The organism is Pseudomonas sp. PS02288 (genome assembly GCF_029959715.1).
In the GTDB taxonomy this organism is placed as follows: Bacteria; Pseudomonadota; Gammaproteobacteria; order Pseudomonadales; family Pseudomonadaceae; genus Pseudomonas_O; species Pseudomonas_O kuykendallii.
The window spans coordinates 23,038-49,535 of record NZ_JASCPA010000035.1; the positions used below are offsets into that span (position 1 = coordinate 23,038).

The 26,498-nt window shown below is 59.1% G+C and carries 18 protein-coding genes and 2 pseudogenes; 11 read left to right on the forward strand and 9 right to left on the reverse strand.

Annotated elements, in window-relative coordinates; translation table 11 throughout:
* The first annotated feature begins 11 nt into the window (after positions 1 to 11).
* The 3 genes from QMX85_RS14600 to arsH are packed head-to-tail and all read left to right on the forward strand — an operon-like array spanning position 12 to position 2,503.
* The gene (locus QMX85_RS14600; RefSeq protein ID WP_282342021.1) at positions 12 to 1,304 is read left to right on the forward strand and encodes an arsenic transporter; all 1,293 of its coding nucleotides are present in this window, start codon (positions 12 to 14) and stop codon (positions 1,302 to 1,304) included.
* Positions 1,305 to 1,318: 14 nt separating this feature from the next.
* Positions 1,319 to 1,789, forward strand: coding sequence for an arsenate reductase ArsC (locus QMX85_RS14605; RefSeq protein ID WP_282342023.1), 471 nt, complete (start codon positions 1,319 to 1,321; stop codon positions 1,787 to 1,789).
* 12 nt (positions 1,790 to 1,801) lie between these two features.
* Positions 1,802 to 2,503, forward strand: coding sequence for an arsenical resistance protein ArsH (gene arsH / locus QMX85_RS14610; RefSeq protein ID WP_282342025.1), 702 nt, complete (start codon positions 1,802 to 1,804; stop codon positions 2,501 to 2,503).
* Positions 2,504 to 2,551: 48 nt separating this feature from the next.
* Here the strand turns inward: arsH and QMX85_RS14615 are convergent, their stop codons facing one another.
* The 3 genes from QMX85_RS14615 to leuC all read right to left on the reverse strand — a co-directional run bounded on the left by QMX85_RS14615 (position 2,552) and on the right by leuC (position 4,946).
* Positions 2,552 to 2,746, reverse strand: a complete 195-nt coding sequence (locus QMX85_RS14615) for a hypothetical protein (RefSeq protein ID WP_282342027.1) — start codon at positions 2,744 to 2,746, stop codon at positions 2,552 to 2,554.
* Positions 2,747 to 2,914: 168 nt separating this feature from the next.
* The gene (leuD, locus tag QMX85_RS14620) at positions 2,915 to 3,523 is read right to left on the reverse strand and encodes a 3-isopropylmalate dehydratase small subunit (protein ID WP_282342029.1); all 609 of its coding nucleotides are present in this window, start codon (positions 3,521 to 3,523) and stop codon (positions 2,915 to 2,917) included.
* A 1-nt stretch (position 3,524) separates the two neighbouring features.
* Positions 3,525 to 4,946, reverse strand: a complete 1,422-nt coding sequence (leuC, locus tag QMX85_RS14625; protein WP_282342031.1) for a 3-isopropylmalate dehydratase large subunit — start codon at positions 4,944 to 4,946, stop codon at positions 3,525 to 3,527.
* A gap of 273 nt (positions 4,947 to 5,219) precedes the next feature.
* Here leuC and QMX85_RS14630 point away from each other — a divergent pair.
* Positions 5,220 to 5,326, forward strand: a pseudogene (locus QMX85_RS14630) (integrase); the annotation flags it as partial.
* A gap of 244 nt (positions 5,327 to 5,570) precedes the next feature.
* Here the strand turns inward: QMX85_RS14630 and QMX85_RS14635 are convergent.
* Complete coding sequence (locus QMX85_RS14635; RefSeq protein ID WP_282342033.1) at positions 5,571 to 6,446, reverse strand: alpha/beta hydrolase; 876 nt, start codon at positions 6,444 to 6,446, stop codon at positions 5,571 to 5,573.
* A 119-nt stretch (positions 6,447 to 6,565) separates the two neighbouring features.
* Positions 6,566 to 7,480, reverse strand: a complete 915-nt coding sequence (locus tag QMX85_RS14640; RefSeq protein WP_282342035.1) for a LysR substrate-binding domain-containing protein — start codon at positions 7,478 to 7,480, stop codon at positions 6,566 to 6,568.
* Between the two features lie 284 nt (positions 7,481 to 7,764).
* Here QMX85_RS14640 and QMX85_RS14645 point away from each other — a divergent pair, with 284 nt between their 5' ends.
* Entirely contained in the window at positions 7,765 to 9,231 is a 1,467-nt protein-coding gene (locus QMX85_RS14645; protein WP_282342054.1) for a DASS family sodium-coupled anion symporter, read from the forward strand.
* Positions 9,232 to 9,426: 195 nt separating this feature from the next.
* Entirely contained in the window at positions 9,427 to 10,689 is a 1,263-nt protein-coding gene (locus QMX85_RS14650; RefSeq protein ID WP_282342037.1) for an OprD family porin, read from the forward strand.
* Positions 10,690 to 10,776: 87 nt separating this feature from the next.
* Here QMX85_RS14650 and QMX85_RS14655 read toward each other — a convergent pair whose 3' ends face one another.
* The gene (locus QMX85_RS14655) at positions 10,777 to 15,213 is read right to left on the reverse strand and encodes a hybrid sensor histidine kinase/response regulator (RefSeq protein ID WP_282342039.1); all 4,437 of its coding nucleotides are present in this window, start codon (positions 15,211 to 15,213) and stop codon (positions 10,777 to 10,779) included.
* A 209-nt stretch (positions 15,214 to 15,422) separates the two neighbouring features.
* On the opposite strand from QMX85_RS14655, the gene QMX85_RS14660 reads away from it, so the two are divergent.
* The 4 genes and pseudogenes from QMX85_RS14660 (at position 15,423) to QMX85_RS14675 (ending at position 19,084) form a co-directional block, all read left to right on the forward strand.
* Positions 15,423 to 17,093, forward strand: a complete 1,671-nt coding sequence (locus QMX85_RS14660) for an EAL domain-containing response regulator (RefSeq protein ID WP_282342041.1) — start codon at positions 15,423 to 15,425, stop codon at positions 17,091 to 17,093.
* Between the two features lie 35 nt (positions 17,094 to 17,128).
* The gene (locus tag QMX85_RS14665) at positions 17,129 to 17,512 is read left to right on the forward strand and encodes a response regulator (protein WP_282342043.1); all 384 of its coding nucleotides are present in this window, start codon (positions 17,129 to 17,131) and stop codon (positions 17,510 to 17,512) included.
* 86 nt (positions 17,513 to 17,598) lie between these two features.
* Complete coding sequence (locus QMX85_RS14670) at positions 17,599 to 18,045, forward strand: diguanylate cyclase (RefSeq protein WP_282342055.1); 447 nt, start codon at positions 17,599 to 17,601, stop codon at positions 18,043 to 18,045.
* Between the two features lie 92 nt (positions 18,046 to 18,137).
* Positions 18,138 to 19,084, forward strand: a pseudogene (locus QMX85_RS14675) (IS481 family transposase).
* A gap of 190 nt (positions 19,085 to 19,274) precedes the next feature.
* Here QMX85_RS14675 and QMX85_RS14680 read toward each other — a convergent pair.
* The gene (locus QMX85_RS14680) at positions 19,275 to 19,823 is read right to left on the reverse strand and encodes a TetR/AcrR family transcriptional regulator (RefSeq protein ID WP_282342045.1); all 549 of its coding nucleotides are present in this window, start codon (positions 19,821 to 19,823) and stop codon (positions 19,275 to 19,277) included.
* 169 nt (positions 19,824 to 19,992) lie between these two features.
* On the opposite strand from QMX85_RS14680, the gene QMX85_RS14685 reads away from it, so the two are divergent.
* The gene (locus tag QMX85_RS14685; protein WP_282342047.1) at positions 19,993 to 20,907 is read left to right on the forward strand and encodes an SDR family oxidoreductase; all 915 of its coding nucleotides are present in this window, start codon (positions 19,993 to 19,995) and stop codon (positions 20,905 to 20,907) included.
* Between the two features lie 303 nt (positions 20,908 to 21,210).
* Here QMX85_RS14685 and hrpA read toward each other — a convergent pair whose 3' ends face one another.
* A complete protein-coding gene (gene hrpA, locus QMX85_RS14690; RefSeq protein ID WP_282342049.1) occupies positions 21,211 to 25,317 on the reverse strand; it encodes an ATP-dependent RNA helicase HrpA in 4,107 nt (1,368 codons plus the stop codon).
* 99 nt (positions 25,318 to 25,416) lie between these two features.
* Positions 25,417 to 26,196 (reverse strand): SGNH/GDSL hydrolase family protein, encoded by a 780-nt coding sequence (locus QMX85_RS14695; protein ID WP_282342051.1) that lies wholly within the window; start codon positions 26,194 to 26,196, stop codon positions 25,417 to 25,419.
* Positions 26,197 to 26,498 lie beyond the last annotated feature (302 nt).

Sequence of the window (26,498 nt, forward strand, 5' to 3'; positions counted from 1 at the left end):
GCGAGTCCTCCATGCTGGTCGCCCTTGCCGTATTCGTCTTTACCCTCGTCCTGGTCATCTGGCAGCCCAGGGGCTTGGGTGTCGGCTGGAGTGCCGCGCTGGGGGCGATCATCGCCCTGGCCGCGGGCGCTGTTTCGCTCCACGACATCCCGACCGTGTGGGCCATCGTCTGGAATGCCACCGCCACCTTCATCGCCGTGATCATCATCAGCCTCCTGCTGGACGAGGCCGGCTTTTTCGAGTGGGCGGCGCTACACGTGGCGCGCTGGGCGAACGGCAGCGGATATCGCCTGTTCGCCTTCTGCGTGCTGCTTGGCGCTGCCGTTTCGGCGCTGTTCGCCAACGATGGTGCAGCCCTGATCCTCACGCCCATCGTCATGTCGATGTTGCTTGCCCTGCGCTTTTCGCCCGCCACGACCCTGGCCTTCGTGATGGCTGCCGGCTTTATCGCCGATACCGCGAGCCTGCCGCTGGTGGTCTCCAACCTGGTGAACATTGTCTCGGCCGACTACTTCGGCCTGGGCTTCGCCGAGTACGCGTCGGTGATGGTGCCGGTCAACCTCGCCAGCGTCGCGGCCACCCTGCTGGTGCTGTTCCTGTTCTTCCGCCGCGATATCCCGCGACGGTACGCGCTCGATGCGCTGAAGGAGCCGAAGGCGGCGATCCACGACCGGGCCACCTTCATCGTCGGCTGGTGGACATTGCTGGTGCTGCTGGTCGGCCTGTTCGCCCTGGAGCCGATGGGCGTTCCGGTCAGCGTCGTCGCTTCGGTCTGCGCCGCGCTCCTGTTGGCCGTTGCCGCGCGTGGGCATCGCATTTCCACCCGCAGGGTGCTGCGTGATGCGCCCTGGCAGGTGGTGGTCTTCTCCCTCGGCATGTACCTGGTGGTGTACGGCCTGAAGAACGCCGGCCTCACGGACGTCCTTACCCAGCTGCTCGACCGCCTGGCCGAACAGGGGCTGTGGAGCGCCGCCATCGGTACCGGACTGCTCTCGGCGTTGCTGTCCTCCGTAATGAACAACATGCCCGCCGTGCTGGTCGGCGCCTTGTCGATCCAGGCCAGCGGCACGGAGGGGCTGGTACGCGAGGCGATGATCTACGCCAACGTCATCGGCTGCGACCTCGGCCCGAAGATCACCCCGATTGGCAGCCTCGCCACGCTGCTCTGGCTGCACGTGCTGGAACGCAAAGGCATGCGCATCACCTGGGGCTACTACTTCAAGGTCGGCATCCTCCTGACCCTCCCCGTTCTGCTGATCACCCTTTCGGCCCTGGCACTGCGCCTAGGCCTGTCCGCCCCCTAGCTCAGGAGCCTTACATGCGAGTTCTGTTCATGTGCACGGCCAACAGCTGCCGCAGCATCCTCTCTGAAGCGCTGTTCAACCACTTGGCGCCGGAAGGCTTCGAGGCAATCAGCTCCGGCAGCTTCCCCAAGGGACAGGTGCTGCCACGCAGTCTCACCACCCTGCAGCAGGCCGGCATCTCCACCGAAGGCCTGAGCAGCAAGGGTAACGAGGCATTCGAAGACAACCCGCCGGACCTTGTCATCACCGTCTGCGACAAGGCCGCCGGCGAGACCTGCCCGGTGTACTTCGGCCCCGCGCTGAAATCCCACTGGGGGCTGGCAGACCCTTCGGATGTGGTCGGTGACGAGACCACCCTCGACGCCGCTTTCCGCGCCACGCTGGCCCGCATCGAGCAGCGCTGCCGGGCCTTCTTCGCCCTTCCCTTCGACAGCCTCGGCCGCGACGAACTCAAGCGCGAGCTGGATCGCATCGGCGCGCTCTGAGCAGGAGGCAACATGTCCGAGCAACTGCCCAACCTCGACCTTTCCCTGTTCGACCTGCCGCCAGCGACGGCCCGCACCCGCCAGCACAAACCGCGCATCCTGCTGCTGTACGGATCGACGCGGGAGCGGTCGTTCAGCCGCTTGCTGGTGGAAGAAGCGGCCCGCCTGCTGGAGCACTTCGGCGCCGAGACGCGCCTCTTCAATCCTTCCGGTCTGCCTCTGCCTGACGACGCCGCGGTGGAACATCCCAAGGTGCAGGAGCTGCGTGATCTGGTGCAGTGGTCGGAAGGCCAGGTGTGGTGCTCGCCGGAACGCCACGGCGCGCTGTCCGCGGTGTTCAAGGCGCAGATCGACTGGATTCCTCTCGCACTCGGCGCCGTGCGCCCCACCCAGGGCAAGACGCTCGCCGTGATGCAGGTCTGTGGCGGGTCGCAGTCGTTCAACGTGGTCAACCAGTTGCGTGTGCTCGGCCGCTGGATGCGTATGTTCACCATCCCCAACCAGTCCTCGCTGCCCAAGGCGTACCTGGAATTCGACGATGCCGGGCGCATGAAGCCCTCGGCGTACTACGACCGTGTGGTGGACGTCATGGAGGAACTGGTGAAGTTCACCGTACTGCTGCGCGATCACCAGGCATTCCTGGTGGATCGTTATTCGGAACGCAAGGAAAGCGCCGAGCAGCTTTCCGCCCGCGTGAATCAGCGCTCGATCTGAGACAGTCAAGCCCATCGAAACCCGGCCGGCTCGCCCCGGCGATCCGGCTCATCTGCGCCGGATGGCGGCGGGCACGGCGACTGGCCGGCAGGCCTGGAGATCCTCGTCGATTCTCGGAAATTGCTGGATGAACTCTCTGTCGGTCATAGGCGGACGGACATTCAAATGCGTCGAACAGGCGGCGGCCGCCGACTTTTGTCGGTGCATGTTGGTAGTCGTGACATCCTTGTCGATCGTGTTCATCAAACCACTCGATCAAGGTCCCAAGGATTGCCAGGACCCTGTCTATGGCCTCACCCGACGTTTGAGGTTGCGCTTTGACGCTTCACCATGACCGGGTCATATAGTCTCTGCCGAACTCTTCGCCTAAGCCGGGACCGAAGGAGCCTGCCCGATTTCCATTCAGAGAGCTCAGGCGAGCCAGGGGTTCGCCTGAAGATGTCGAGTTTCAAATGCCTTGATCTGCTCGGTGCGCTGCAGCGTGCTGCCGATGGCGTCCAGGCCGCGAATAAGCGCGTCCTTACGCAGCGTGTCGATACTGAACGCGATGTTGCGCCCGTCCGCCAAGCGGATGGCTTGGTCGACCAGGTCGACTTCAATGGAGGCATTTTGCGGTTCGGCGACCATTGCACCCAACGCTTGCAGCTCGGCCTCGCTCAGTTGTATGAGCAATACGCCGTTTCGTTGGCAATTGTCGAAAAAGATACCGGCGAAGCTGGTGCCGATGATGGCGCGAATACCCAGTTGCTTGAGTCCCCAGACAGCATGCTCACGGCTAGAACCACAACCGAAGTTCGGGCCTACAACCAGAAAGCTGGATTGACTCCAAGGCGCCTGATTGAGCACGAACTCAGGATTGGGGTTGCCTTCCTGTAAAAAACGCAGATCGAAGAACACACCGCGATCCAGACCGTTGCGATCGATGCCCTTGAGAAATTGCTTAGGCATGATCACGTCGGTGTCGACGTTGGCAGCGAGAAACGGAGCGGCTACACCGCTGACAGTAGTGAATGGCTGCATCTCAGGCCTCCAGCGACAGGGTACGAACATCGGTCAGGCGGCCACTGACGGCCGCAGCCGCGACCATGGCAGGGCTCATCAAGTGCGTGCGTGCACCTGCCCCCTGGCGTCCTTCGAAGTTACGGTTGGTGCTCGAGGCGCAGCGGTCACCGGGCGATAGCACGTCATCGTTCATCGCCAGACACATGGAGCAACCGGACTGGCGCCATTCGAAGCCTGCTTCCTGAAAGATTTGCGCCAGGCCCTCGGCTTCCGCCTGGTCGCGGACCTGCGTCGAGCCGGGCACGATCATCGCGCGCACACTTGCCGCGACCTTGCGCCCTCGCACTACACGCGCTGCGTCGCGCAGGTCTTCAATGCGGGCATTTGTGCAGGAGCCGATGAAGGCGTGGCTGATGGCGATTTCAGTCAGCGGCGTTCCAGGCTCGAGTCCCATGTAACGCAGGGCACGCTGTAGATCCATACGACGAATCGCATCGGGCTCGTCCGCAGGGTCAGGTACGCAGGCACCAATGGGGGCGGCCTGATCGGGGCTGGTGCCCCAGGTCACCATGGGGATCAGCTCACTGGCGTCGAGCTCCACTTCCTTGTCGAACTGCGCGCCAGGATCGCTGTAGAGCTCCCTCCACTTCTCCAGCCCCTGTTCCCACAGCGCGCCCTTGGGTACACGAGGCTTGTCCTTGAGATAGGCGTAAACCTTCTCGTCTGGTGCCATGAACGCGCCGCGTGCGCCAGCCTCTACCGCCATGTTGCAAATGGTCATGCGGGCTTCGACGCTAAGCGACTCGATGGTGCTGCCGGCGAATTCGATGGCGTACCCCGTTGCCCCGGAAGCACCGATGCGCTGGATCAGCGCCATGATGATGTCTTTTGAAGTGACGTCCGGCCCCATCTCGCCCTGAACGGTCACGCGCATCGTTTTCAGGCGTTTGTAGACCAGCGTCTGTGTAGCCAGAAGGTGCTCGATCTCGGAAGTGCCGATACCGAAGCCGAACGCCCCCAAGGCACCGTAGGTGGTCGTGTGGCTATCACCTGCCGCCACCACCATGCCGGGCAGGATGAAGCCCTGCTCGGGCGCGACCACGTGTTCGATACCCTGGCGCTTGTCCAGCACATCGAACAGCTCGATACCGAAGTCGCGGCAGTTTTCTTCGAAGTACGACACTTGCAGCGCACCGCCCGCATCCGGCATGGCGGCGATACGTTGCGGGGCAGTCGGGTTTACGTGGTCAACGACGCATAGCGTGGCCGAGGGACGCCACACTTTCCTCTTGGCTTCGCGCAGGCCACTGAACGCTTGCGGACTGGTGTATTCGTTGGCGACCTGCCGATCGATATAGAGCAGCACATGGCCCTGGTCATCCAGGGTGCAGACCGTATGGGAGTCGATGTGCTTGTCGTATAGAGTTTTAGGCTGGTTCATTAGGCGGTTCTCGCTGGTGCTTGTTATGCGAGTGTCCTGAGACATCACGGTGGCGCTACGCTAGGCATGCCAAACAAGGATATTGAATGCGGTACGCAACTCAATCCCTGAGAGGAGTTTTCTAAATACACAATTTGTGGATTATTGATAAACAGGTTCATTAGACTCGTAAATACAGAACGACCCGTTGCCCATCGTCAGTGGCTGCATTTGACCGGTTAGTTACCATCGCTCTGGCTGACCATTCTTGTCCTCTCATGTGGAGGACTCACCATTAACTTCATCGCTACCTGCAGCAGTCAGCCCTTGGAAAAAGGAAAATTGGTCGGGCAGAAATCCTCGCTCCGCCTGAGAGATATCTGGCTATCCGGGTAAGGCTTTTACGAATGAAGCGGGAACAGCAAATAATCGACGCAGCCAAAACAGGTATCCTGGATCCGCAGCGCGCGGGCGCGATTTTGCGTGCCAAGAGTTGTCCATTGCAGCGATGGGAGCGGTAATAAAGCATCAGGCAATCGACGTAGTGGGCAGTGCAAAACATTGCAGAAGCCACGAATCACTCTACTACGATAGCGTTTTCGGAGCTGCCGGTGCCGCTCCACAAACCAAACGTTTAGATCGCTCTCATGCCAGAAATTTCATCACTTCATCAAGCAGTAACTCTGGCACTTCCTCTGGCAAGTAATGGCCGGCAGGAAGGGCCTTTCCTTGCACATTGGTCGCGACTTGTTGCCACTCATACAGCGGGTCGAAGCAGCGTCCGACGACCCCTTCCGCGCCCCACAATACCAGTAGCGGCGTGTCTAAACGGTGACCAGCTGATCGGTCTTGCCGATCATGCTCCAGGTCAACGCCTGCACTCGCACGGTAATCTTCGCATATTGCATGCGCCGTTCCGGGCAGACTCAGGCAGCGCAGGTATTCAGCGAAAGCTTTCTCTGTGAAAGGTTTCATACCCGCGCTACGTGAGCCCATTACGCTGCGCAGATATAATTCCGGATCAGCTTGAATCAAAGTTTCAGGGAAGGGTGTCGGGCGAATCAGAAAAAACCAATGCCAGTAGGCGCGTGCAAAGACCTCGGTTGTCTGCGAATACATCGCTAGCGTAGGTGCAATATCCAAAAGGATTAGACGGCGTACCGCGTCACTATGGTCGACAGCCAGTCGGTGTGCGACTCGGGCACCGCGGTCGTGAGCCAGTACGTCGAAGGTCTCGAAGCCCTGTGCGCGCATCAACCCTAGACCATCGCGAGCCATTTCCCGTTTCGAGTAGGCCTGATGATCATGGCCGCCGGCAGGCTTGCTGCTGTCACCGTAACCTCTAAGGTCGGCGGCAACTACTGTAAAATGGCGAGCCAACTGTTCAGCTACCTTGTGCCAGATAACATGGGTTTGCGGATGGCCATGGAGCAGCAAAATACCCGGTCCTGACCCGCCTTTACGGTAGGTTATACGGACTCCGTTGACGTCACACTCGTACTTCTGGAACTCAGCGAACATACCCTTAACCCCTTACTCGTGTTGTCCACCATGCTAAGCCGAAGGAGGGTGATCGCAAGCCAGAATGCGTGGTTCTGGAATTCATGAAACGTGCATGACCGGGGCGGTTAAGCGCTTTACTATTCTGACAAATGCTTGAAGTAGTCTGCTAGAAACTCTACACAGACACGCAACTTGGCAGAGTTAGACAGACGTGTCGGATAGACCGCCCAGACATCGGCGCTCTGGCTGTAGTCATGCAGCAACTGAACTAGCTTGCCTTGCTCCAGCAACGGCCTCACATCCCACATAGAACGCAATAAAATGCCGCGCCCACTCAGCGCCCATTGAAGTACGATCTCGCCATTGTTAGACGACAACGGTCCGCTGACACGCGCGCTATATGTCTTCCCGTTGCGGTCTATATGCCAGACGCCAAAGGCGTTATTGCGCTCCTTTAGCACTAGACAGTCGTGTCGTTGCAGGTCGTCAATGCTCTCTGGTGTGCCGCGCCTAGCTAGGTAGTCGGGCGAGGCGCAGAGCACCCGTGTATTGCTGACAAGACGCTTGCTTATGTGTTGGCCAGGTAGGTCATCTCCGACACGGATTTCCAAGTCAAAGCCTTCGCCAACGATGTCCACCACCCTATCGAACACTTCCAGGCGCACTTCCAGCTCTGGATAATGTTCGGCCATCGACGATATGGCCGGTGCCACATGATTGCGGCCGAAGCCAAAGCTGGTGCAGATATGTATCAACCCTCGCGGGGTCTGTCGCGCCTGCGAAAGCTCATCGAACAGATCGTCCAAATCACCAAGGATGCGTACCGCCCAGCGCTGCGCACGCTCACCATCCTCGGTAAGAGCAATGCGACGAGTGGTGCGATGCAGCACCTTGGTCTTCAGTGCCCCTTCGAGAATCTGTATGCGCTTGCTGACATAGGCAGGTGATAGTCCTAGCTCATCCGCAGCTCCGGCAAAGCTCTGCTTGCGGATTACCGTAAGGAACACCCGCAAATCCTCAGGCAATGGCAGTTGATCACGAATCGTGTTCATAGACCCCATACTTAGCTTGTTTTTCACACGCGGAGTGGAAGATAGCATGCTAGCAGCTGAACTTTGTAGCGAAGCCAGCAACGCCACGAGTCCTCACACAAAAATAAACAGAGGAATAACGCTATGCACATTCTCCGCGCATTTGTAATCCGTCCAATTCTCTCTCCAGTAGTTTGTCAACTGCGGTCATCGCAAGCCGACTGCCCTAATGAAGTAATCCGCAAGAGTGAAGGTGGCCTATGAACAAGCCACTTAAAGAAGAACGTTTATCGCCGACCACCGCCATGTCAAATTCGTTAGTTACCGGTCATGAGCCCGAAGCCTCCAATAACACCGCTGCTAAGATAGGCTTTTTCCTAGGCCCACTATTGCTGTTGCTATGCCTGCTGAGTGACCCACCTTCCGGTATGTCGGTCACTGCCTGGGCTGTCGTGGGGTTAGCACTCTTGGTGGCCACCTGGTGGTCTACCGAGGCCATTCCAATCCCCATCACTTCGCTACTACCAATCCTTTTGGTTCCTGCGTTAGGTATCGACACCCTGGGCAATGCCACCAGTCAATATGCCAATCCGATAATTTTCTTGTTTCTCGGTGGTTTTCTCCTGGGCTTGGCTATGGAGCGCTGGAATCTGCACAAACGCATCGCGTTGCACACGTTGTTGGCCGTTGGTAGTCGCCCAACCCATCAGGTCGCAGGGTTCATGCTCGCTACTGCGTTCCTCAGCATGTGGGTCAGCAATACCGCTACCACAATTATGATGTTGCCCATTGGCCTATCAGTCATAGGCATGCTTAGCCGGGGCGACAGTGAGAGCAACGTAGAACGTGAGCGCTTTGCCACAGCACTGCTTTTGGGTATTGCCTATGCAGCAAGCATCGGGGGCATAGCCACTCTGATAGGCACACCTCCGAACGCCTTGCTGGCAGCCTTTCTTCAAGACAACTACAACATTCATATCGGCTTTGGACAGTGGATGCTGATCGGACTTCCGGTGTCCATTCTGCTACTGGCATTTACTTGGTGGTGGCTGACTCGCAAAGGCTTCAATCTATCTGGACATGGCAGTGAAGTCTTGTTTAATCAAGAGCTCGCTGATCTTGGTCCGCTCTCCAAAGGAGAGAAGTTGATCGGATTGGTCTTCGTCTTGACTGCGCTCTCATGGATATTCCAACCACTGATTGCGAACTACTTTCCAGGCGTGAATGACACCACCATTGCGCTCGCCGCAGCCATATCCCTATTTATTATTCCGGTAGATGCGAAAAGACGGGTTTTCCTGATGAGCTGGGAGCACACCGTTAAACTTCCTTGGGGCGTGCTACTGCTGTTCGGCGGCGGATTGTCCCTTGCGGCGGTTATTCGGACCACTGGTTTGGCTGAGTGGATAGCTCAAGGCCTGGGTACTTTTGGCACATTACCGGTACTGCTCATGCTCGGAGTGGTAGTCCTAGTGATCATCTTCCTCACTGAGGTCACCTCCAACACCGCGACCGCAGCAGCCTTCCTGCCACTTCTGGGGGCTCTAGCCATTTCCCAGGGCTTTCAAGTGGAACTGCTTGTGGTGCCTGCCGCAATAGCCGCCAGCTGCGCATTTATGTTGCCTGTGGCCACGCCACCAAACGCGATTGTCTTTGGGGCCGGCCATATGCGCATCAAGTCGATGGTCTGTGCGGGTTTCATGCTCAACCTTGCCGGTTTGGTGATTGTCACCCTTGTCAGTTACTTCCTGATCGGAACGGTGTTGGGTTAACCCCTTAGTCCATGTCGCTGGAGCACTCATTACAGGGCTCAGGCTGCTCTAGTGAGCATGCAAATTCAGAACTCTAACGGCTCTACAGCGTAATTCTCTGGGCTCGAAGCTAGAACGTAAACTCCCTTCTAATACAGTGCTGGTCGCTGGTGATCAGCAAGGGGGGCGGCTTAATAAAAATTTGAGAAAATAACAATGAATCCTTATGCGTCCAGTTTTTTTACCCTCCTCGGCGTGGGTAACTTGGCTCTCTGCATGCCACTGATCAGCCAGGCATCCGGCTTTGCTGAGGACACCAAGGTCACTCTTGGCCTGCGCAACTTCTACCTCAACCGCAACTTCGTCAATCCAGCTTACCCACAGGTCAAGGCCGAGGAATGGACTCAGAGTTTTATTCTCGACGTTCGCTCGGGATTTACTGAAGGCCCTATTGGATTTGGTATCGACATCATGAGTTTGACTGCAGTAAAGCTCGATGGCGGTCGCGGCACCAGCGGCACTCAACTGCTACCGGTACATGACGATGGTAGCCCGGCCGACGTCTTCGGACGCCTTGCCGTGGCCGGTAAGGCCAAACTGTCGAAAACCGAGTTAAAGGCTGGCGAGTGGATGGTGGTGCTGCCAATTCTGCGCTCCGATGACGGTCGCGCGTTGCCACAGACCTTTCAGGGGGCCCAGTTAACCTCCAATGAAATCAACGGACTGACCCTATACGGCGGCCAGTTTCGCCAGAACAGTCCACGTGACGACGCCAGCATGAAGAACATGAGCTACAAAGACACCGTGGGCGGCCGTACTGGCGTGTCCGATCGCTTCAACTTCGTCGGAGGAGAATACAAGTTCAACCAGAATCGCACCCAAATCGGCCTGTGGAATGCCGAACTGCAGGACGTCTATAGCCAGCAGTACCTACAACTGGTGCACAGCCAGCAGCTAGGCAACTGGGCCCTGGGCGCAAACCTCGGTTACTTCATCGGCGACGAAGACGGCCGTGCCATGGCCGGCGACCTGGACAACAAAACCTACTCTGGACTGTTCTCGGCCAAGACCGGCAACCATACCTTCTATGTCGGTATGCAGAAGGTTAGCGGCGACACAGGCTGGATGCGGGTTAACGGCACCAGCGGCAGCACCCTCGCAAACTTTAACTTCAATTCCAGCTACGACAACGCTGGTGAGCGCTCTTGGCAGGTGCGCCACGACTACAACTTTGCCGGTGTGGGCATCACCGGACTAGTTCTGATGAATCGCTACACCAGTGGCAGCAACGTGCACACTGGGTCCACTACCGACGGGAAGGAATGGGGGCGGGAAACTGAGTTGGTATATGTAGTTCAGAGTGGCGCGCTGAAGAATCTAAACGTGCGCTGGCGCAACTCAAGCATTCGTCGCGATTTTAGCAGAAACGAGTTCGACGAGAATCGCCTGATACTCAACTATCCAATTTCAATTCGTTAACATCACCCACGGCAAACCAATAAGGCGGGCCAGGATCGGCGATTAGCAGTCACTCCCGATAAGACAATCACAGCCTGCATTGTGGGCTTACATACCGTTGAGCAGCTCCTGCCCGATCTTATTTGCAGTATCAAAGTCGAGCCGCTGAATAGCCTTTCGCAGTGCATCTAGATGTTCGCTATCGATATCCAATTGGTACCGTTCGATTTCCTCCAACTTTGCGATAGCTCTCATATTATGAGCCCCGAGCAACTCAACCAGCTCGCCCAATCGCTCCCGCAGAAAGCCATCAGACACGCTGCCCACGGTGGTATCTGGTTTAATGTTATTACTTCCAAACATAACCCGGAGTCCTTGAAGGCTATCACCCACCAGACGTTCCAATGCATCTAGATCGACAGCTTTCAAAGCTCCCCCAAACTCAGTGGACTCTGTTTCTAAAAAATAGGCCTCGTATCGTGAGGCCTGGCCCGCTAAGGCGAGGCACCCCATAGTTCCGGCAGTTCCCTTTATTGTGTGCATCAACTCGGCGGTAGCATTGAGGTCATTAGCTTGCTCACGCAGCTGAGCAATCAAAGACTCCATTTGGGACCCAAAGGAATCCAGCAGTCGCTGCACCAGCCCCTCATTACCACTGAAGCGCCGAAGGATAGCTTTGCGGTTTTCGAGAAGAGAGTCTGTAGTTTGTTCATTTACGATCTGTTTTCGGCGTTCAGTCTCATGGTGGAGTTGTTGGAGGATGGTGCTTACCAGCACTTCCATGTCGAAAGGCTTGGGAACATGAGCGTTCATACCGGCCTCGATGCAAGCACGCTTATCCATTTCGGAAGCGTTTGCAGTCATCGCAATGATCGGTAAGTTTTCAAATCCAGACGTGGCACGAATCCACCTCGTTGCTTCAGGGCCGTCGACAACTGGCATCTGCATGTCCATCAGGACTAAGTCAAAGTGGTCGGGTTTCGTTACTACGGCTTGCGCCCCCTCAGCCCCATCTCGTGCTAGCTCCACTGCCGCCCCTTCTTTCGAGAGTAATTCCTCGGCCACTTGACGGTTCACCGGATTGTCCTCAACTACCAGGATGCGAAGGCCAACAAGACGCGATCCTAATGTGAGTTCCAAGGCCGATCCCTTGTTACCAGACTCGCCATTGAGCGCCTCAGCAATAGCCGTGATCAGCTGTTGTGGCGTGAGCGGCTTGGTTAGAAACGAGGCGAACGGTGCAGCATGATTTTCCTTTAGGGTTGCCAGCGTTCCCCGGCCATAGGCCGTGATCATGATAATAACTGGCGAACTTTGGTCTCCGCTCAAAGACTGAACCAGCTTTGCGGCGGCAACCCCATCCACTTCAGGCATTCGCCAATCCATCAGCACAAGGTCAAAAGGCTTCCCTTCGTTCACCGCCGCCACAATCTTGCCGACCGCACGCAACGCTCCATCCACGAGCTCCGCGTTCCAACCTATCGATTCGATTGTTTGTTTGAGCGACAGCCCTGAAATCGAATTGTCGTCTACAATTAGCACGCGCAGATGAGGCTGGAGGGTAGGAAAACTATCTCGAAGAGTTTGGTCTTCGTCGACCGGCAGCTCCAGCTCAAACCAGAAATTACTGCCCTGGCCAGGGTCACTTTCGACGTGGAGCTTGCCCCCCATAAGCTCAACAAGATGGCGGCATATGAACAACCCGAGACCGGTACCGCCAAAGCGTCGAGTAGTCGAGGCTTCCGCTTGGGTGAAACTGTCGAAAATGCGAGCCAACTGCCCCGGAGTAATACCAATACCGCTGTCGCGCACTTCTACGCGAATCCTCACGCTTGCCTCGCGGCGCTCGAGCATGCGCAAACTAATCATGACCTGCCCGTGCTCAGTGAATTTCAGAGCATTGCCTGCCAGGTTAATTAGAATCTGCTGTAGACGAAGGCGGTCACCAACTAGCGCTGCCGGTAGGGATGTATCGATGTCGAAAACCACTTCGACATCCTTCTCACCCAAATTACCGGCCAGCACGGCAGCTAGATCCTGCATGAGCGATTCGACCGCAAACGCATGCTGCTCTAACTCGAGTTTGCCCGCCTCGACTTTTGAATAATCCAGTATGTCGTTGAGCAACCCAAGTAGGGCCTTTGCAGCCCCTTGAGCCTTGTCCAGATAGTCGCGTTGGCGCTCAGTGAGTTCGGTTTGACGGGCAAGCAGAAGCATCCCCAATACCGCATTCATCGGGGTGCGTATCTCATGGCTCATGTTGGCCAGGAAGGACGACTTTGCGGCACTTGCAGAATCAGCAAGTTCCTTTGCAATCAACAAGTCCGCTTGCAACTCACGCTCGTGAGTGATATCGATATTGATGCCCGTCACACGGACAGGGTTGCCCTGAGGGTCGCATGACACCCGGGCAGCAGCCTGAACGAAGCGTATCTGGCCATTGGCGTGAACGACCCGAAAGATTGGATCGTAAAGTCCAGCGCCCTCAATCACCGCTTCAAATTTGGCTTCGACCTCAGCCAGATCGTCCGGGTGTACCCGCATACGCCAGTGCTCATAACTGAGACCTTGCTCTCTGAGCGACAATGGGTGCCCATATATCTTAAACATCCGGTCATTCCACTCAAGCGAGCGGCTCGGGAGCTCCAAGCTCCAGATACCCAACTCGGCAGCATCAGTTGCCAATGCAAAGTGGTCGCGCATTTGGGTCAACACATCGCGTTGTCGTTGCTGCTCGGTCAAGTCCGACAGAATGCCAACGACCATTCGCTCACCCTCGAGTACCATTACCCCAAGGCTGATTTGTACTGGAAACACACTCCCATCGCGGCGCATCGCTTCGATTTCGCGATTGATCCCAATCGCACGATCATCGACGCGACGAAAGCTCTCCAAATACTGGTCATGTTTGGCCGCAAACCGCTCGGGCATCAGGATGGAAACATTACGTCCAATGAGCTCCTCCGTCACGTAGCCGAAGGTTTTCTCGGTGGCGGGATTGCAAGATCGAATGATGCCAAAGCTATCGACAGTAATGATCGGGGTGGTTGCAGTATCGAGGATACCCCGCGTCGTCTCCAGGCTGGACATAAGATCACGAGTTCGCTTAACTACTTCGGTCTCCAGTTGGAGATTAATGCTCTGCAAATGAGCTTCGTAAGCCTTGCGCGCTGTCACGTCCCGAACGGTTTTTGATACACCGATGATTTGTCCTTTGCCGTTTTGGATGGGCGATACAGTCACAGAGATGTCGCGCAGGTTACCGTCCTTGCGCCGACACTGAGTATCGAAACTCTCTACTCGCTGATCGCTGACGATATGCTCCAAGATGTCCGCTTCCCCCTGATCGCGGTCAGAAGGAACGATCAGGTCAGCAACTTTGAATCCCAATACGTCGTCTTGGGTATATCCAAATAGATGCTCTGCGCCGGGGTTCCAGCTGGTGATGGTTCCGTCAATCTTCTGGCCGATAATTGCGTCGACTGAGTTTTCTACGATTGCGCTCATCCAAGCCTGAGCATTGGCGACGTCTCGACGGCGCTGTCGGCTTACTTGAAGAATGCTGACTAGGTAAGCCAGGAGCAGGCTTAAGAGGCTGCCTCCCACGAGTATAAATCGGGGCGAAACCTGATTGAACCGCTTAACAAACAGACCGTTTGCACGGTAGTCGAGACGCCAAGTCCGGCCAAATACCTCCAACGTGGCGTAAACGTGATGCTTATCTTCGCTGCTGCTAGCTTCTGCAGCACTAGCAAAGAAGATAGATTGACTATTGCTGTCAGTGATATCGGCGAGGGTGAAGTTTACGGCAGCAGCATCCACTAAACCGCGGAGAACCTCCTCTGTAATCAGCGGCGCGTAGCTCCAACCTATAGCGCTAGCCTCCCGCTCTTCTATGGAATTAGGCGTCTGCCAACCGCCGTAGATAGGTAACAGAATTAAAAAGGATTGCAGTGGTTTTCCCGTGGCTTGAACCAACGTGATTGGCCCGGTCAACCGACACTCGCCCGTCTGTACCGCCTCCCAGGCCGCCGTGCGCCGATTTTTTTCAGATGCTATGTCCAAGCCTACAGCTTGACGGTTTTGCTGAACCGGCTCGATATACTGGATAACAAAGCGCTCACCGTCATTCGGCGAAAGGTGGCGCAAAGAAAAGTCAGGCCAACCATCAGCCCGGGCACGCTGAAGAAACGGGGTCTCTTCAGACTTGAGTACCCTCCGAATGAACCCAAACCCTCTCGAACCGGGGAATTCTCTTTCCAAGTCACGGGTCAGAGCATACCGGTGAAAGTCGCTACGGGTGATGTTGGCTGAGCCCATAGCCAAGACCGCAGCGCGAGCGCCTCGAAGTCCATATTGGTATCTTTCAAAGCGTGCGCTGATGTCTTCAGCCAAGGTCTTGGCCCCGATTTCAAGCTCCTGGTTGATCTGACGATCATTAGCATCGCTCAGCATCCAAGCAGCGCCTATCGAACAGCAAATGCCGATAGCCAGCGTCAACCAGGCTCCAGTTTGAATGCCTTTCAAAGCACGTTTCAGATTCACTACTCCTCCTCACTCCCTGATCGGTCTAGCCTGAGAGTATCGTCCACTATGGCAGAAGTATTGCTGGACGAGCGTGCTGGGGTAGCTGGGCTTGCTGCACTTCGCGCTACCGCATTACTCTGGAGGCCAGAGAATTATAGTTGTTCTAGAAAAGGTCCTGCCGAGGCGACTCCATGCCACAAAACTCTCTAAGGAAGGATAACGTCATCTTGGTCGTAGATGATCAGGAAAGTGATGCTGAGGTGCTACGTGAAGCCTTGATCAAATTTGGGCATACCCATGTGGCCGTCACAAGCGCTCAAGCCCTTGACCTTGCCAGGCGATATCGCCCAGATGTCGTGCTGTTGGACATTCAGATGCCTGACAAAGACGGCTTGGCAATCTGCAGAGAGATGAAGGCCGATCCTAAGCTCTGTGATGCAGCCGTGATCTTTGTGACAGCCCACTCGCAGCGAACGATGCAAGTCCAAGCACTGGAGAGTGGTGGAGTAGACTTCGTTCAGAAGCCGATTGACGTCCCCATTGTCCAAGCTCGAGTTCGCGCGCACCTAAACCTCCGCAGCCAAGCCAAGCGCCTGGCTTACCTCGACGCCATCACGGGTCTGCCGAATAGAATCCTTTTGATTGATCGCTTACAGCAGGCTGCTCAGCAGGCGCAGCGTCTCAACACCTCTACCGCCCTGGTACTGCTCAATCTGGATGATTTCAAGAGCATCAATAATCACGCCGGTTACGCGTTGGGTGACAGAGCACTACAAGAGGTTGCCCGCCGTCTGGAGGCATTGACTAGCAGGCATGTTGAGACCGTAGCCAGACCCTCAGGTGATGAGTTCGCAGTTCTGCTTACTGGCTTCAGGCGGACCGATGCCATCAACGCTTTTGTAGAGGATATGCTCGTAGACTTGGCTCGCCCCCTGCAGCTGGAAGGCATTCGTTTTGATTTGTCCGCATGCGCCGGGATCAGTGTCTACCCCGATGATAGCAAGAACGAATCCGAACTATTTGGCCATGCGGAAGCAGCGATGTACCAAGCTAAAAAGCAAGGGCGTGGCAGGTATCGCTTTTTCTCCGAATCTCTTGAGACTGCAACAAGGGCACGGCATTTACTTGAACGCCATATGCGAGCTGCGCTGGAGCAGGGCGTTTTTGAGGTTTTTTATCAGCCGATGTACAGCGCCAGCCAGCAAAGATTCTGCCGCATGGAAGCTCTGCTGCGCTGGCGTCAATCTGACGGCTCACTGGTCTCACCCGCTGACTTCATTCCGGTAGCCGAAGAAACTGGTTTGATCGATCCACTTGGCAGGTACGTGTTGCACCAAGCTTGCGTTGACTCCCGCAGGCTGCTGCAAGCCGGCTTAAGGATTCCCGTCTGCGTCAATATTTCTGCAGTCCAGTTTCGTGAGGATGACTTCCTAGAAATGGTTCTAAGGATACTGGCCGAATCGGGTTTGCCATCGGACATGCTTGAGTTGGAAATCACCGAAGGAGTCTTGGCGACAGACACGTCTTGGACTCGAAAAATCTTGGGTGAATTACGTGACAACGGTATTCGAGTTGCGATTGATGACTTTGGCACGGGTTACTCCAGCTTGGCTTATCTCAAAAAACTACCAATTGATGTACTAAAGATTGATCAAGGATTTGTTCGTGACATGCTCAGCGACGCAAGTGATGCTGATATTGTTCAGGCGATAGTCAGACTTGGACAGGCTCTTAATCTCGAACTGGTTGCCGAAGGTGTGGAAAACGAAAAACAAGCGGCGAAGCTAATAGATCTGGGCTGCCATATTATGCAGGGATATTTCTATTCTCGCCCAAACACTTATCAGGATGTATTTAAGCTGCTACATACAGAGCAAATGAATTCTAACTCGAGCTGAATTTTTTTCTCGCTGCGTAATAACCCGAGGATTTGATGAATAAAGTCAAGCATAGCAACGGCGGCCTACCGAAGGTTTTAGTGGTGGATGACCAGCCTGTAAACGTCATGGTTCTCCATGAGATGCTTGAAGGGTTGTATGATGTCTATATGGCTGCAAGCGGAGTGGACGCAATTGAAGTGGCCAACAAGACTAATCCAGACGTAATTTTACTTGATATTATATTAAGCGATATAAATGGCTATGAAGTATGCAGACACCTAAAGGCAGATAAAAAAACCGCAGACATACCGATAATATTTATTACAGCTAAAAATGAAGAGGAAGACGAAAGGATCGGGCTTGATGCCGGCGCGGTCGATTACATACGCAAGCCATTTAATTCAGCCATAACACTCGCAAGAGTAAAACCCAGATAACGCTAAAGCGTCAGGCTGATCATCTGCGTAGCCTAGCAAGCTTGGACGGGCTGACTGGAGTACATAATCGTCGCGCCTTCGACTCAATGCTTTCCCAGGCACTAGCCCAGTCCTACCGAGATAAGACCCCAGTTTCGTTAATTATGCTCGATATAGATTATTTCAAGCGTTATAACGACCACTATGGTCACTTAGAAGGTGATCACTGTCTAAAGCTGGTAGCCAATGCGCTTGAGGAATTCTGTAGGAGGCCGTTCGATTTCGTTGCTCGTTACGGAGGTGAGGAGTTTTCCTGCATCTTGCCTAATACATCGCTAGCGGGCGCTGGGCAGGTCGCAGAAGGTATGCGGGAAGCTGTAGCGGGTCTCAAAGTCCCGCATGCCAAGTCAGATGTGAGTGATTGGGTTAGCATCTCCTTGGGCGTGGCCCACTGTCAGCCTCCAGGCACGATTAGCCCTGATGAACTGCTAAAGAAAGCAGATGACGCGCTCTATCGAGCGAAGCAAAAAGGGCGTAACCAAGTCAGTCTCTAGTGCCGCTAGCTGTGATCTCTCAGTAGGTTGTTCATCCGGGGCATTCCCGGAATTCTGGAAGTGCGACCAACCAAGCACTCCAGGAGCCCCGGATGAACCTGCATAAACATGCCCGTCTTACCCCTCGGGGTCGAGCCCTTCTTGTCCAGCGCATAGAGCAGGGCTTGCGTGTCGAAGAGGCGGCTCAGGCTGCGGGCGTGAGCGCTCGAACCGCCTACAAGTGGCTCAGACGTTTCCGCGAGGAAGGTGAGGCATTGTTGCACGATCGCTCATCGCGCCCCAGATCCTGCTCGCATGCCACCCGTGACGGGCTACTCGATCGCCTTGTCGAGCAGCGCCGGGCACGCAAGACCTATCGACAGATTGCTGACGACCTGGGTTTGGCCGTCAGCACGGTAGCGCGTTGCCTGAGAAGGCTCGGTTTGCATCGGCTGGCAGAGCTGGAGCCAGCGCCACCCGTGCTGCGCTACGAATACGCCAATCCCGGCGATCTTCTGCACCTGGACATCAAAGCTCGGCCGCTTCTGGAAGCCCGGACACCGGGTCACCGGCGACCGCCAGCAGTGCTCCCGATGGTGCCGGCTGGGAGTTCGTGCATGTGGCCATCGACGACGCGTCCCGGCTGGCCTTCACCAGCCTGCACCCGGACGAGCGCGGCACCAGCGCCTGTCAGGCCTTGTTGCAAGCCCTGCGTTACTACCGTGGTCTGGGCATCGGTTTCCGGCGGGTCATGACAGACAACGGCGCCTGCCACTGTTCCCGGGCGTTCCACCTCCTATGTGCTCGCCTTAGGCTACGGCATATCCGTACCAGACCCTATACGCCCCGCACCAACGGCAAGGCCGAGCGCTTCATCCAGACGACGTTGCGTGAGTGGGCCTACGCCCGCAGCTACGACAGCTCCGAGCAGAGAGCCGCGGACTTGCCAGGCTGGCCGCATCACTACAACTGGCACAGGCCGCATGCCAGCCTCGACTACAAACCACCGATCAGTCGCGCTTTGCTTCTACTGAACAACGTACTGGGGTTACACAGCTAGCTGCCTGGCCGGGGGTTATTTCAACGCAGGGATGGTCGTGCGCGGACGGGCGACACGCGCCACGGCGGCTCATCAGCCGGCCTGACCGGCAGCCCGTCCGCTCGCGAACGCGCCCTCACCTGCAGCGAACCCACTAGGCCAGCGCCCTGCGGACGCGCCGGTGCGCACAGCGCTCCGACGGGCAGCAGGCTCAAAGCTCGGCTTTAAGGCTGGCGACTGCTTCGCGAAACATCTGTGCCATGGGCTGCTTGCCGCCGTGCTGGTTGCCCCATGTTTGGGTCGTCAGCTTCAGGGCGCCGATGCAGAGGATGGCGACCATGCGAAGGCCCATCTGCCGTTCGGGTTGCCGCCAGACCTCGCAGAGCACATCGAACAACGCCTGTTCCTGTTCGGCATAAAAGCTCTGCTTGCGCGCCAGGAGCGACTCGCTCGAACGCATCAGTTCGTCCAGGGCCGCTGTTTCATCGGTGGTATAGCGCGCCAGTTGCCGCGCGATCACATCGCATACCGCCTCCAGCGGAGGCACGTCGGGTGAGGTCTTCAGCAGCTCGGCAAACAGGCTGGCCCAGCCGTCGCGCATCACCGAAATAACGATGTCATCCTTGGATTTGAAGTAGGAGAAGAACGTGCGCCGCGAAATTCCGGCTTCAGAGGCGATGGCGTCCAGAGTGGTGGCCACGTAGCCGTTGGCCAGGAACAGGCGCAGCGCGGCATCGACGATGCGCTGATGGGTTTCCACGCGCTTGTGCGCCCGCAAACCGTCCGCGGCGGGGAAGGGCGGCGTAAAAAAACGTTTTGACATGACTGCGCGCCTTGCAAGAAATTGCACTCAGTGCATTTAATAAAGCACTGAGTGTTAAAAATCATGCACTCAGCATAGCGTTCCTCTCTTGCGCAGGGCAAAGATCATGGCTAACTGGACAGCGTCCGATATTCCTTCTCAACACGGCCGAACGGCCGTTGTAACCGGTACCGGCGGCATCGGCCTGCAGGTTTCGCTGGCGCTGGCCAAGGCCGGTGCCCGCGTGGTCATCGCGGGAAGAAACCCCGCCAAAGGGGCGGAGGCCCTCGAACAGATTCGTCAGTCCGCCCCTGGCGCTGACGTTCACTTCGAGGTGCTGGACCTGGCGAGCCTCGATTCGATCGACGCGTTCGCGCAGCGCCTGCGTAGCTCACAGACCAGCCTGGACCTGCTGATCAACAACGCTGCGGTCATGACGCCGCCAAAGCGCTTACAGACGGCAGAGGGCTTCGAGCTGCAGCTCGGCACCAATTACCTGGGGCACTTCGCCCTGACCCTGCACCTGTTGCCGCTGCTGCATGCCGGCGAGCAGGCTCGAGTGGTGAGCCTTTCCAGCGTCGCTGCCAGAAGTGGTGCCATCGACTTCGATGATCTCCAGTCCAGCCGCCGCTATCGACCGATGGTGGCTTACAGCCAGTCGAAACTGGCCTGCCTGATGTTTGCCCTCGAGTTGCAGCGGCGCAGCGAGGCGGCAAGCTGGGGCATCCAGAGCATTGCCGCTCACCCCGGCATCGCCCGTACTGAACTGCTGGTAAATGGAGCGGGCGCCAACAGCGTTCCGGGGTTGTTGCGGCGCTACCTGTGGTTCCTGTTCCAGCCCGCCGCGCAAGCGGCGCTGCCCACGCTCTACGCCGCGACCGCGCGAATGGCTCGCGGCGGTGGGTACTACGGCCCGAACCGTTTGGGAGAAACCCGGGGCTATCCCGCTGTGGCCGCCCTTCCGCCGCAGGCCCTCGACACAGCGGTGGCCGCGAGGCTCTGGACGGAGACCGAGCAACTGGTCGAACTGCCCCGCCGGTGATGGTGCGTTGCAGGACCGTCGGGTGATCCCGCTGGCACCGCCACTGTGCAACGCCTCAGGTAGCCCGACGGGTTGCCTTTCACGATGCGCACCCGCGAACAGGGCGGACGCGTTCACCCGTCCGCCCTGTCGCGCCTGGCACCATCTGCCGAACTCGGTAAACACGTTGGATGGAAAACCGCGAAGCGTTTTCCACCGACAAGATCGACGTCCGAAGTGATCGGAAGAACCGATACCCGAAAGCGCCAGCGGGAAAAGCCGGTGGACAAGCAGAGCGTTTTCCACCCTACGAAAGCAACGCCCTCAGCCTTCCACCGCCGCCCACTGCTTGTTCAGCCGCTTGTCCGACACCGCCACCCGCGTGCCCAGCTGCTGGGCGAACAGGGATACGCGGTATTCCTCCAGCATCCAACGGTAGAGCTGCAGGTTGGCGTCGCGCTTGCCTTCCTGGGCGTGCTTGGCCAGGCGCGTCTGGTACTGGTCCCAATAGCCGGCCAGTTCGCCGGACCACACGCGGTCGCGTTGCAGCTGCGCGCCGATCTTCTCGAAGCGCTGCTCCACGGCCTTGAGGTAGCGCGGGTACTCGCGCAGCCATTCGGCCGGGGTTTCGCGAACAAAGCCGGGGTAGATCAGCCGGCCGAGCTGCGCCTTGATGTCGTTCAGCGCCACCGCCTGGGCCAGGTCGATCTTGCCTTTGAAGCGCTTCTGCAGGGCGTGCCAGAGCTTGAGGATGTCCAGCACGAGCCTGGCCAGGCGCTCGGCATGTTCGGTCCAGGCGCCGCGCTTCTTCTCGGCCAGCGCGGCCAGGGCGGCGCCGTCACGCGGGAGCGTGGCTTCGCCGTCGAGCACGCAGCTGTCGAGGCTGGCGAGCAGGATGTCCTCGACCAGCGCATCGACGCGGCCCATTTCGCGGTAGAGCAGGCCGAGGTCGGTCAGCCCCGGCAGCTTGTTGCGCAGGAACTTGGCGGGTTCGGCGAGTTGCTGAAGCAGCAGCCGTTGCAGCGCGCGACGGTGCTGGTACTCGGCTTCGGCCTGGGTCGGGAAACGGCCTTCCTTGACCGTGCCGCCCTCCTCCACCAGCGCCGGGTAGACGGTCATCGACAGCCCGGCGACCTTCTGCTGGGTTTTCTCGGCGACTTCGGCGAATGCCCTGGCTTCCACCGGGCCCTGCTGCTTCTGCGTCTGCGGGATCGCCAGGGCGGCCTGGCTGGCTTCGGCGAAACGCGCGGTGAGCTCGGCCAGGTCGCGGCCTTCGCCGAGGAACTTGCCGCGCGCATCGACCACCTCGATGTTCATCTTCAGGTGGCCGTCGAGCTGCGCCGCGGCTTCCGCCCAGGCGTCCTCGCTCACCCGTGCGCCGGTCATGCGTTGCAGCTCGCGGCCGAGGGATTCGGGCAGCGAGCCCTCGGCGAAGACGACCTTGGCCAGCGCCGCCTTGACGAAGTCCGGCACCGGCACGAAGTTCTTGCGGATCGCCTTGGGCAGGTTGCGCACCAGCGCCACCGCCTTGGTTTCCAGCAGGCCGGGCACCAGCCAGTCGAGGCGCTCGCTGCGCAGTTGCGGCAGCAGCGGCGCCGGCACGCGCAGGGTCACGCCGTCGCGCGGGTGATTGGGCTCGAAGTGGTATTCCAGCGCCAGCTCCAGCTCGCCGATGTGCAGGCTGTCCGGGTACTGCGCGGCGGTGACCTCGCTGGCCTCGCGGGCCAGCACGTCTTCCTCGCGCATGATCAGCAACCCGGCGTTCTTCGCGCTCTCGCGCTTGTACCAGTTCTCGAAACTGGCGGCCTGGTAGATGTCCTGCGGGATGCGCGCGTCGTAGTAGCCGAACAGGGTTTCCTCGTCGGCGAGGATGTCGCGGCGGCGCGCCTTGGCTTCGAGTTCGTCGAGGCGTTCGAGCAACTCGCGGTTCGCCGACAGGCAGCGTGCGCGGCTGTTGATCTCGCCGCGCACCAGGCCTTCGCGGATGAACAGCTCGCGCGCCACCGGCGGGTCGATGGGGCCGTAATGCACCGGCCGGCGGCCGACCACGATCATGCCGTAGAGGGTGACCTGCTCGTAGGCCACCACCTGGCCGCGCTTCTTCTCCCAGTGCGGCTCGAAGTGGTTGGTCTTGATCAGGTGCGCGGCCAGCGGCTCGATCCAGTCCGGTTCGATCTTCGCCACCATGCGGGCGAACAGCTTGGTGGTTTCCACCAGTTCGGCAGCCATGATCCAGTTCGGCTTCTTGCGCCCGATCACGCTGGAAGGGTGCACCCAGAAACGTCGCTGGCGCGCGCCGAGATAGTCGCCGTCCTCGGTCTTCTGGCCGATCTGGCTGAGCAGGCCGGAAAGGATCGCCTTGTGCACCGCGGCGTAGCTGCGCGCGCGCTGCGCGGCGTCGCTGGCTTCGGCCTGCTGGCGGGCGACGACGTTGACCCTGGTGTCGGTGGTCGGCGTTGGCGCGGCATTGACGGAGGACAGGGCGGAGGCGGCATGGGTGTCGCCTCGCTCGACCCGTCCTGCGGGCGGGGCGGGATGCGGTACGTTCTTCGTAGGATGGCGTTGAGCAGAGCGATGCCCATCGGGTGACAGCTGCAGTTCGCGGCAGATCAGCGTCAGCTGGCGATGGGCGTCGCGCCACTCGCGCAGGCGCAGGTAGTTGAGGAAGTTCTTGCGGCACCAGGTGCGCAGCGGGTTGGCGCCCAGCTCCTGGCGCTTTTCCTCGAAGCCACGCCAGAGGTTGATCAGCGCGGCGAAATCGGAATCCACGTCCTTCCACTGCGCGTGCGCCTGGTCAGCGGCCTGCTGGCGGTCGGCCGGACGCTCGCGCACGTCCTGCACGGACAGCGCGCTGGCGACGATCAGCACCTCGTCGAGGCTGCCCTGCTGCGCGGCCTCCAGCAGCATGCGGCCCAGCCGCGGGTCCACCGGCAGGCGCGCCAGCTGGCGGCCGAGCGGGGTCAGCTGGTTCTCGCGGTTGACCGCGGAAAGCTCCTGCAACAGGTTGAAACCGTCGCTGATGGCCTTGCCGTCCGGCGGCTCGATGAAGGGGAAATCCTCGATCTGGCCGAGGCGCAGATGAAGCATCTGCAGGATCACCGCGGCGAGGTTGGTGCGCAGGATCTCCGGATCGGTGAACGCCGGCCGGGCGAGGAAATCCTCCTCGCTGTACAGGCGCACGCAGATGCCCGGCTCGACCCGTCCGCAGCGGCCCTTGCGCTGGTTGGCGCTGGCCTGCGAGACCGCCTCGATGGGTAGGCGCTGGACCTTGGCACGGTAGCTGTAGCGGCTGATGCGCGCGGTACCGGAGTCGATCACGTAGCGGATGCCAGGCACGGTGAGCGAGGTTTCCGCGACGTTGGTGGCGAGCACGATCTTGCGCCCGGCCGCCGGCTTGAAGATCTTTTGCTGCTCGGCGGGGGTCAGCCGCGCGTACAGCGGCAGCACCTCGGTGAAGCGCAGGTTGGCCTTGCGCAGCATCTCGGCGGCATCGCGGATTTCCCGCTCGCCGGGGAGAAACACCAGCACATCGCCGGGGCGCTTGCCGACGTTCTTCTCGTGCGCGGCGATCTCGTCCAGCGCGGCGAGGATGCCCTGGTCTACCGAGAGGTCCTCCTCGACGCGGTTGCCATCCTCGTCGTTCTCGGCGGCGAGCGGCCGATACCAGGTCTCCACCGGATAGGTGCGCCCGGACACCTCGACGATGGGCGCGCCATTGAAGTGCTGACTGAAGCGCTCCAGGTCGATGGTCGCCGAGGTGATGATGACCTTCAGGTCGGGGCGCCGCGGCAGCAGGATCTTCAGGTAGCCGAGGAGGAAGTCGATGTTCAGCGAACGCTCGTGGGCCTCGTCGACGATGATCGTGTCGTACTTCTCCAGATAGCGGTCGTGCTGGGTCTCGGCGAGCAGGATGCCGTCGGTCATCAGCTTGATCAGCGTGCCGTCCGTGCTCTGGTCCTCGAAGCGCACCTGGTAGCCGACCCGTTCGCCGAGCGGCGTGCCGATCTCCTCGGCGACCCGCGTAGCGACGCTGCGCGCGGCCAGGCGGCGCGGCTGGGTGTGACCGATCAGGCCGTGCACGCCCCGCCCGATCTCCAGGCAGATCTTCGGCAACTGGGTGGTCTTGCCCGAGCCGGTTTCGCCGGCGATCACCAGAACCTGGTGTTTCTCCAGCGCCGCCTTGATCTCGTCGCGCTTGGCGGCGATCGGCAACTGGTCGTCGTAGCGCATGGTCGGCACGCTGGCGCGCCGCGCCTCGACCTTGGCCACCGACGCCTGGAAACGCTCGATCCACTGCGCCAGCCTGGCGTCGTCGCCCCCGCCGTCCTTGCGCAGTTCGTGCAACTGCCGGCGCAGGCGGTGACGGTCGGCGATCAGGGTCTGGTCGAGGTTTTTCAGCAGGGCATCGGCGGTGGCGTTCGAATCGGTCATCAGGCGCTTGGCTGGCATCTACGGCAGAGGGCGGATTGTCGCAGATTTCCGCACCCCGCAACGAACACGGGACCGGCGTGCCGATCCCGGGCGCGCGACTCAGCGCGTCGCCTGCACCGTCGCGCCGCCGAGCCCGGCGGGCACGGTGCGCAGGGCGATGTCCACCGATTGCAGCGCGGTCCAGGCGTCCTGCTGCAGCTCGGCGGCGGTGGCGTGCTCGAAACGGCTGCTCTGCGCGGCCTGCGGCGCCGGCGGCGGGTTGCCGTAGATCAGCGAGTAGAACACCGAAGCGGCGAGGTAGGAGCCGGTGTAGGTCGGATGGCTACCGTCGGCGATGAACAGCGTCGGCTGCGGCTGGCTGGCCAGGGCGACTTTCCAGGCATCGCCGACCGGCGCCAGCAGGCCGTGGTTCTCCTTCGCCACCTGGGTGTAGACGGCGTCCAGCGTGGACTGCATCGAGGGGTCGTTCTGCCGCGCCCAAGTCAGGTAGAAGATCGGCTGGGCGCCGGCCTGGCGCGCGGCCTGGGCGACCAGGCCGGCGTACTTGCGGGTGGATTCGGCGTCCTGCAGCGGCATCAGGCTGAAATCCTGGATCACCACGTAATCCCAGTGCTGGCTGGCGAGCACCTTCTGCACCTCGCCGCGGGCCCAGTGCTGCTTCAGGCTGGAACCGGCGACGGTGACGTCCTTGACCTCCAGCGCGCGCGGCTGCCTGGCCTCCACCGACATCTGCCGGACCATCAGCGGCAGCTGGTTGTAGAAGGTGTAGCTGTTGCCGACGAAGAGCACCTGCAGCGGCTCCCCGGCCTGGGCCTGGCCGAAAACGGCGGTGACGAAGAGAAAGGACGTCAGGAAGAACTGTCGCAGCTGAGTTCGCATAAAGATCACTCGGTGAACGGAAAAGAACGGGCGTGGAGATTCTGACGCGCCCGTGTGACAGCACGCTTATATGCGATATCTGTGCAAAAAACGCTCAATTCCAAGCGTTCGGCGACGAGAGGTAGAGGCGCCGTGGCGACGGTGGAACGCCCAGGGATAGGCAAGCGAAGCGGCGTAAACGGCGGCGCTTTCACGCCCGGCGCTGCTGGCGCCCCGCGTTGCGCGGGGCGCCGCGACTCATACGCGGAACTGTTGCACCAGCGCCTGCAACCGCCCGCTGAGCGCGTTCAGCTCGGCGGCGG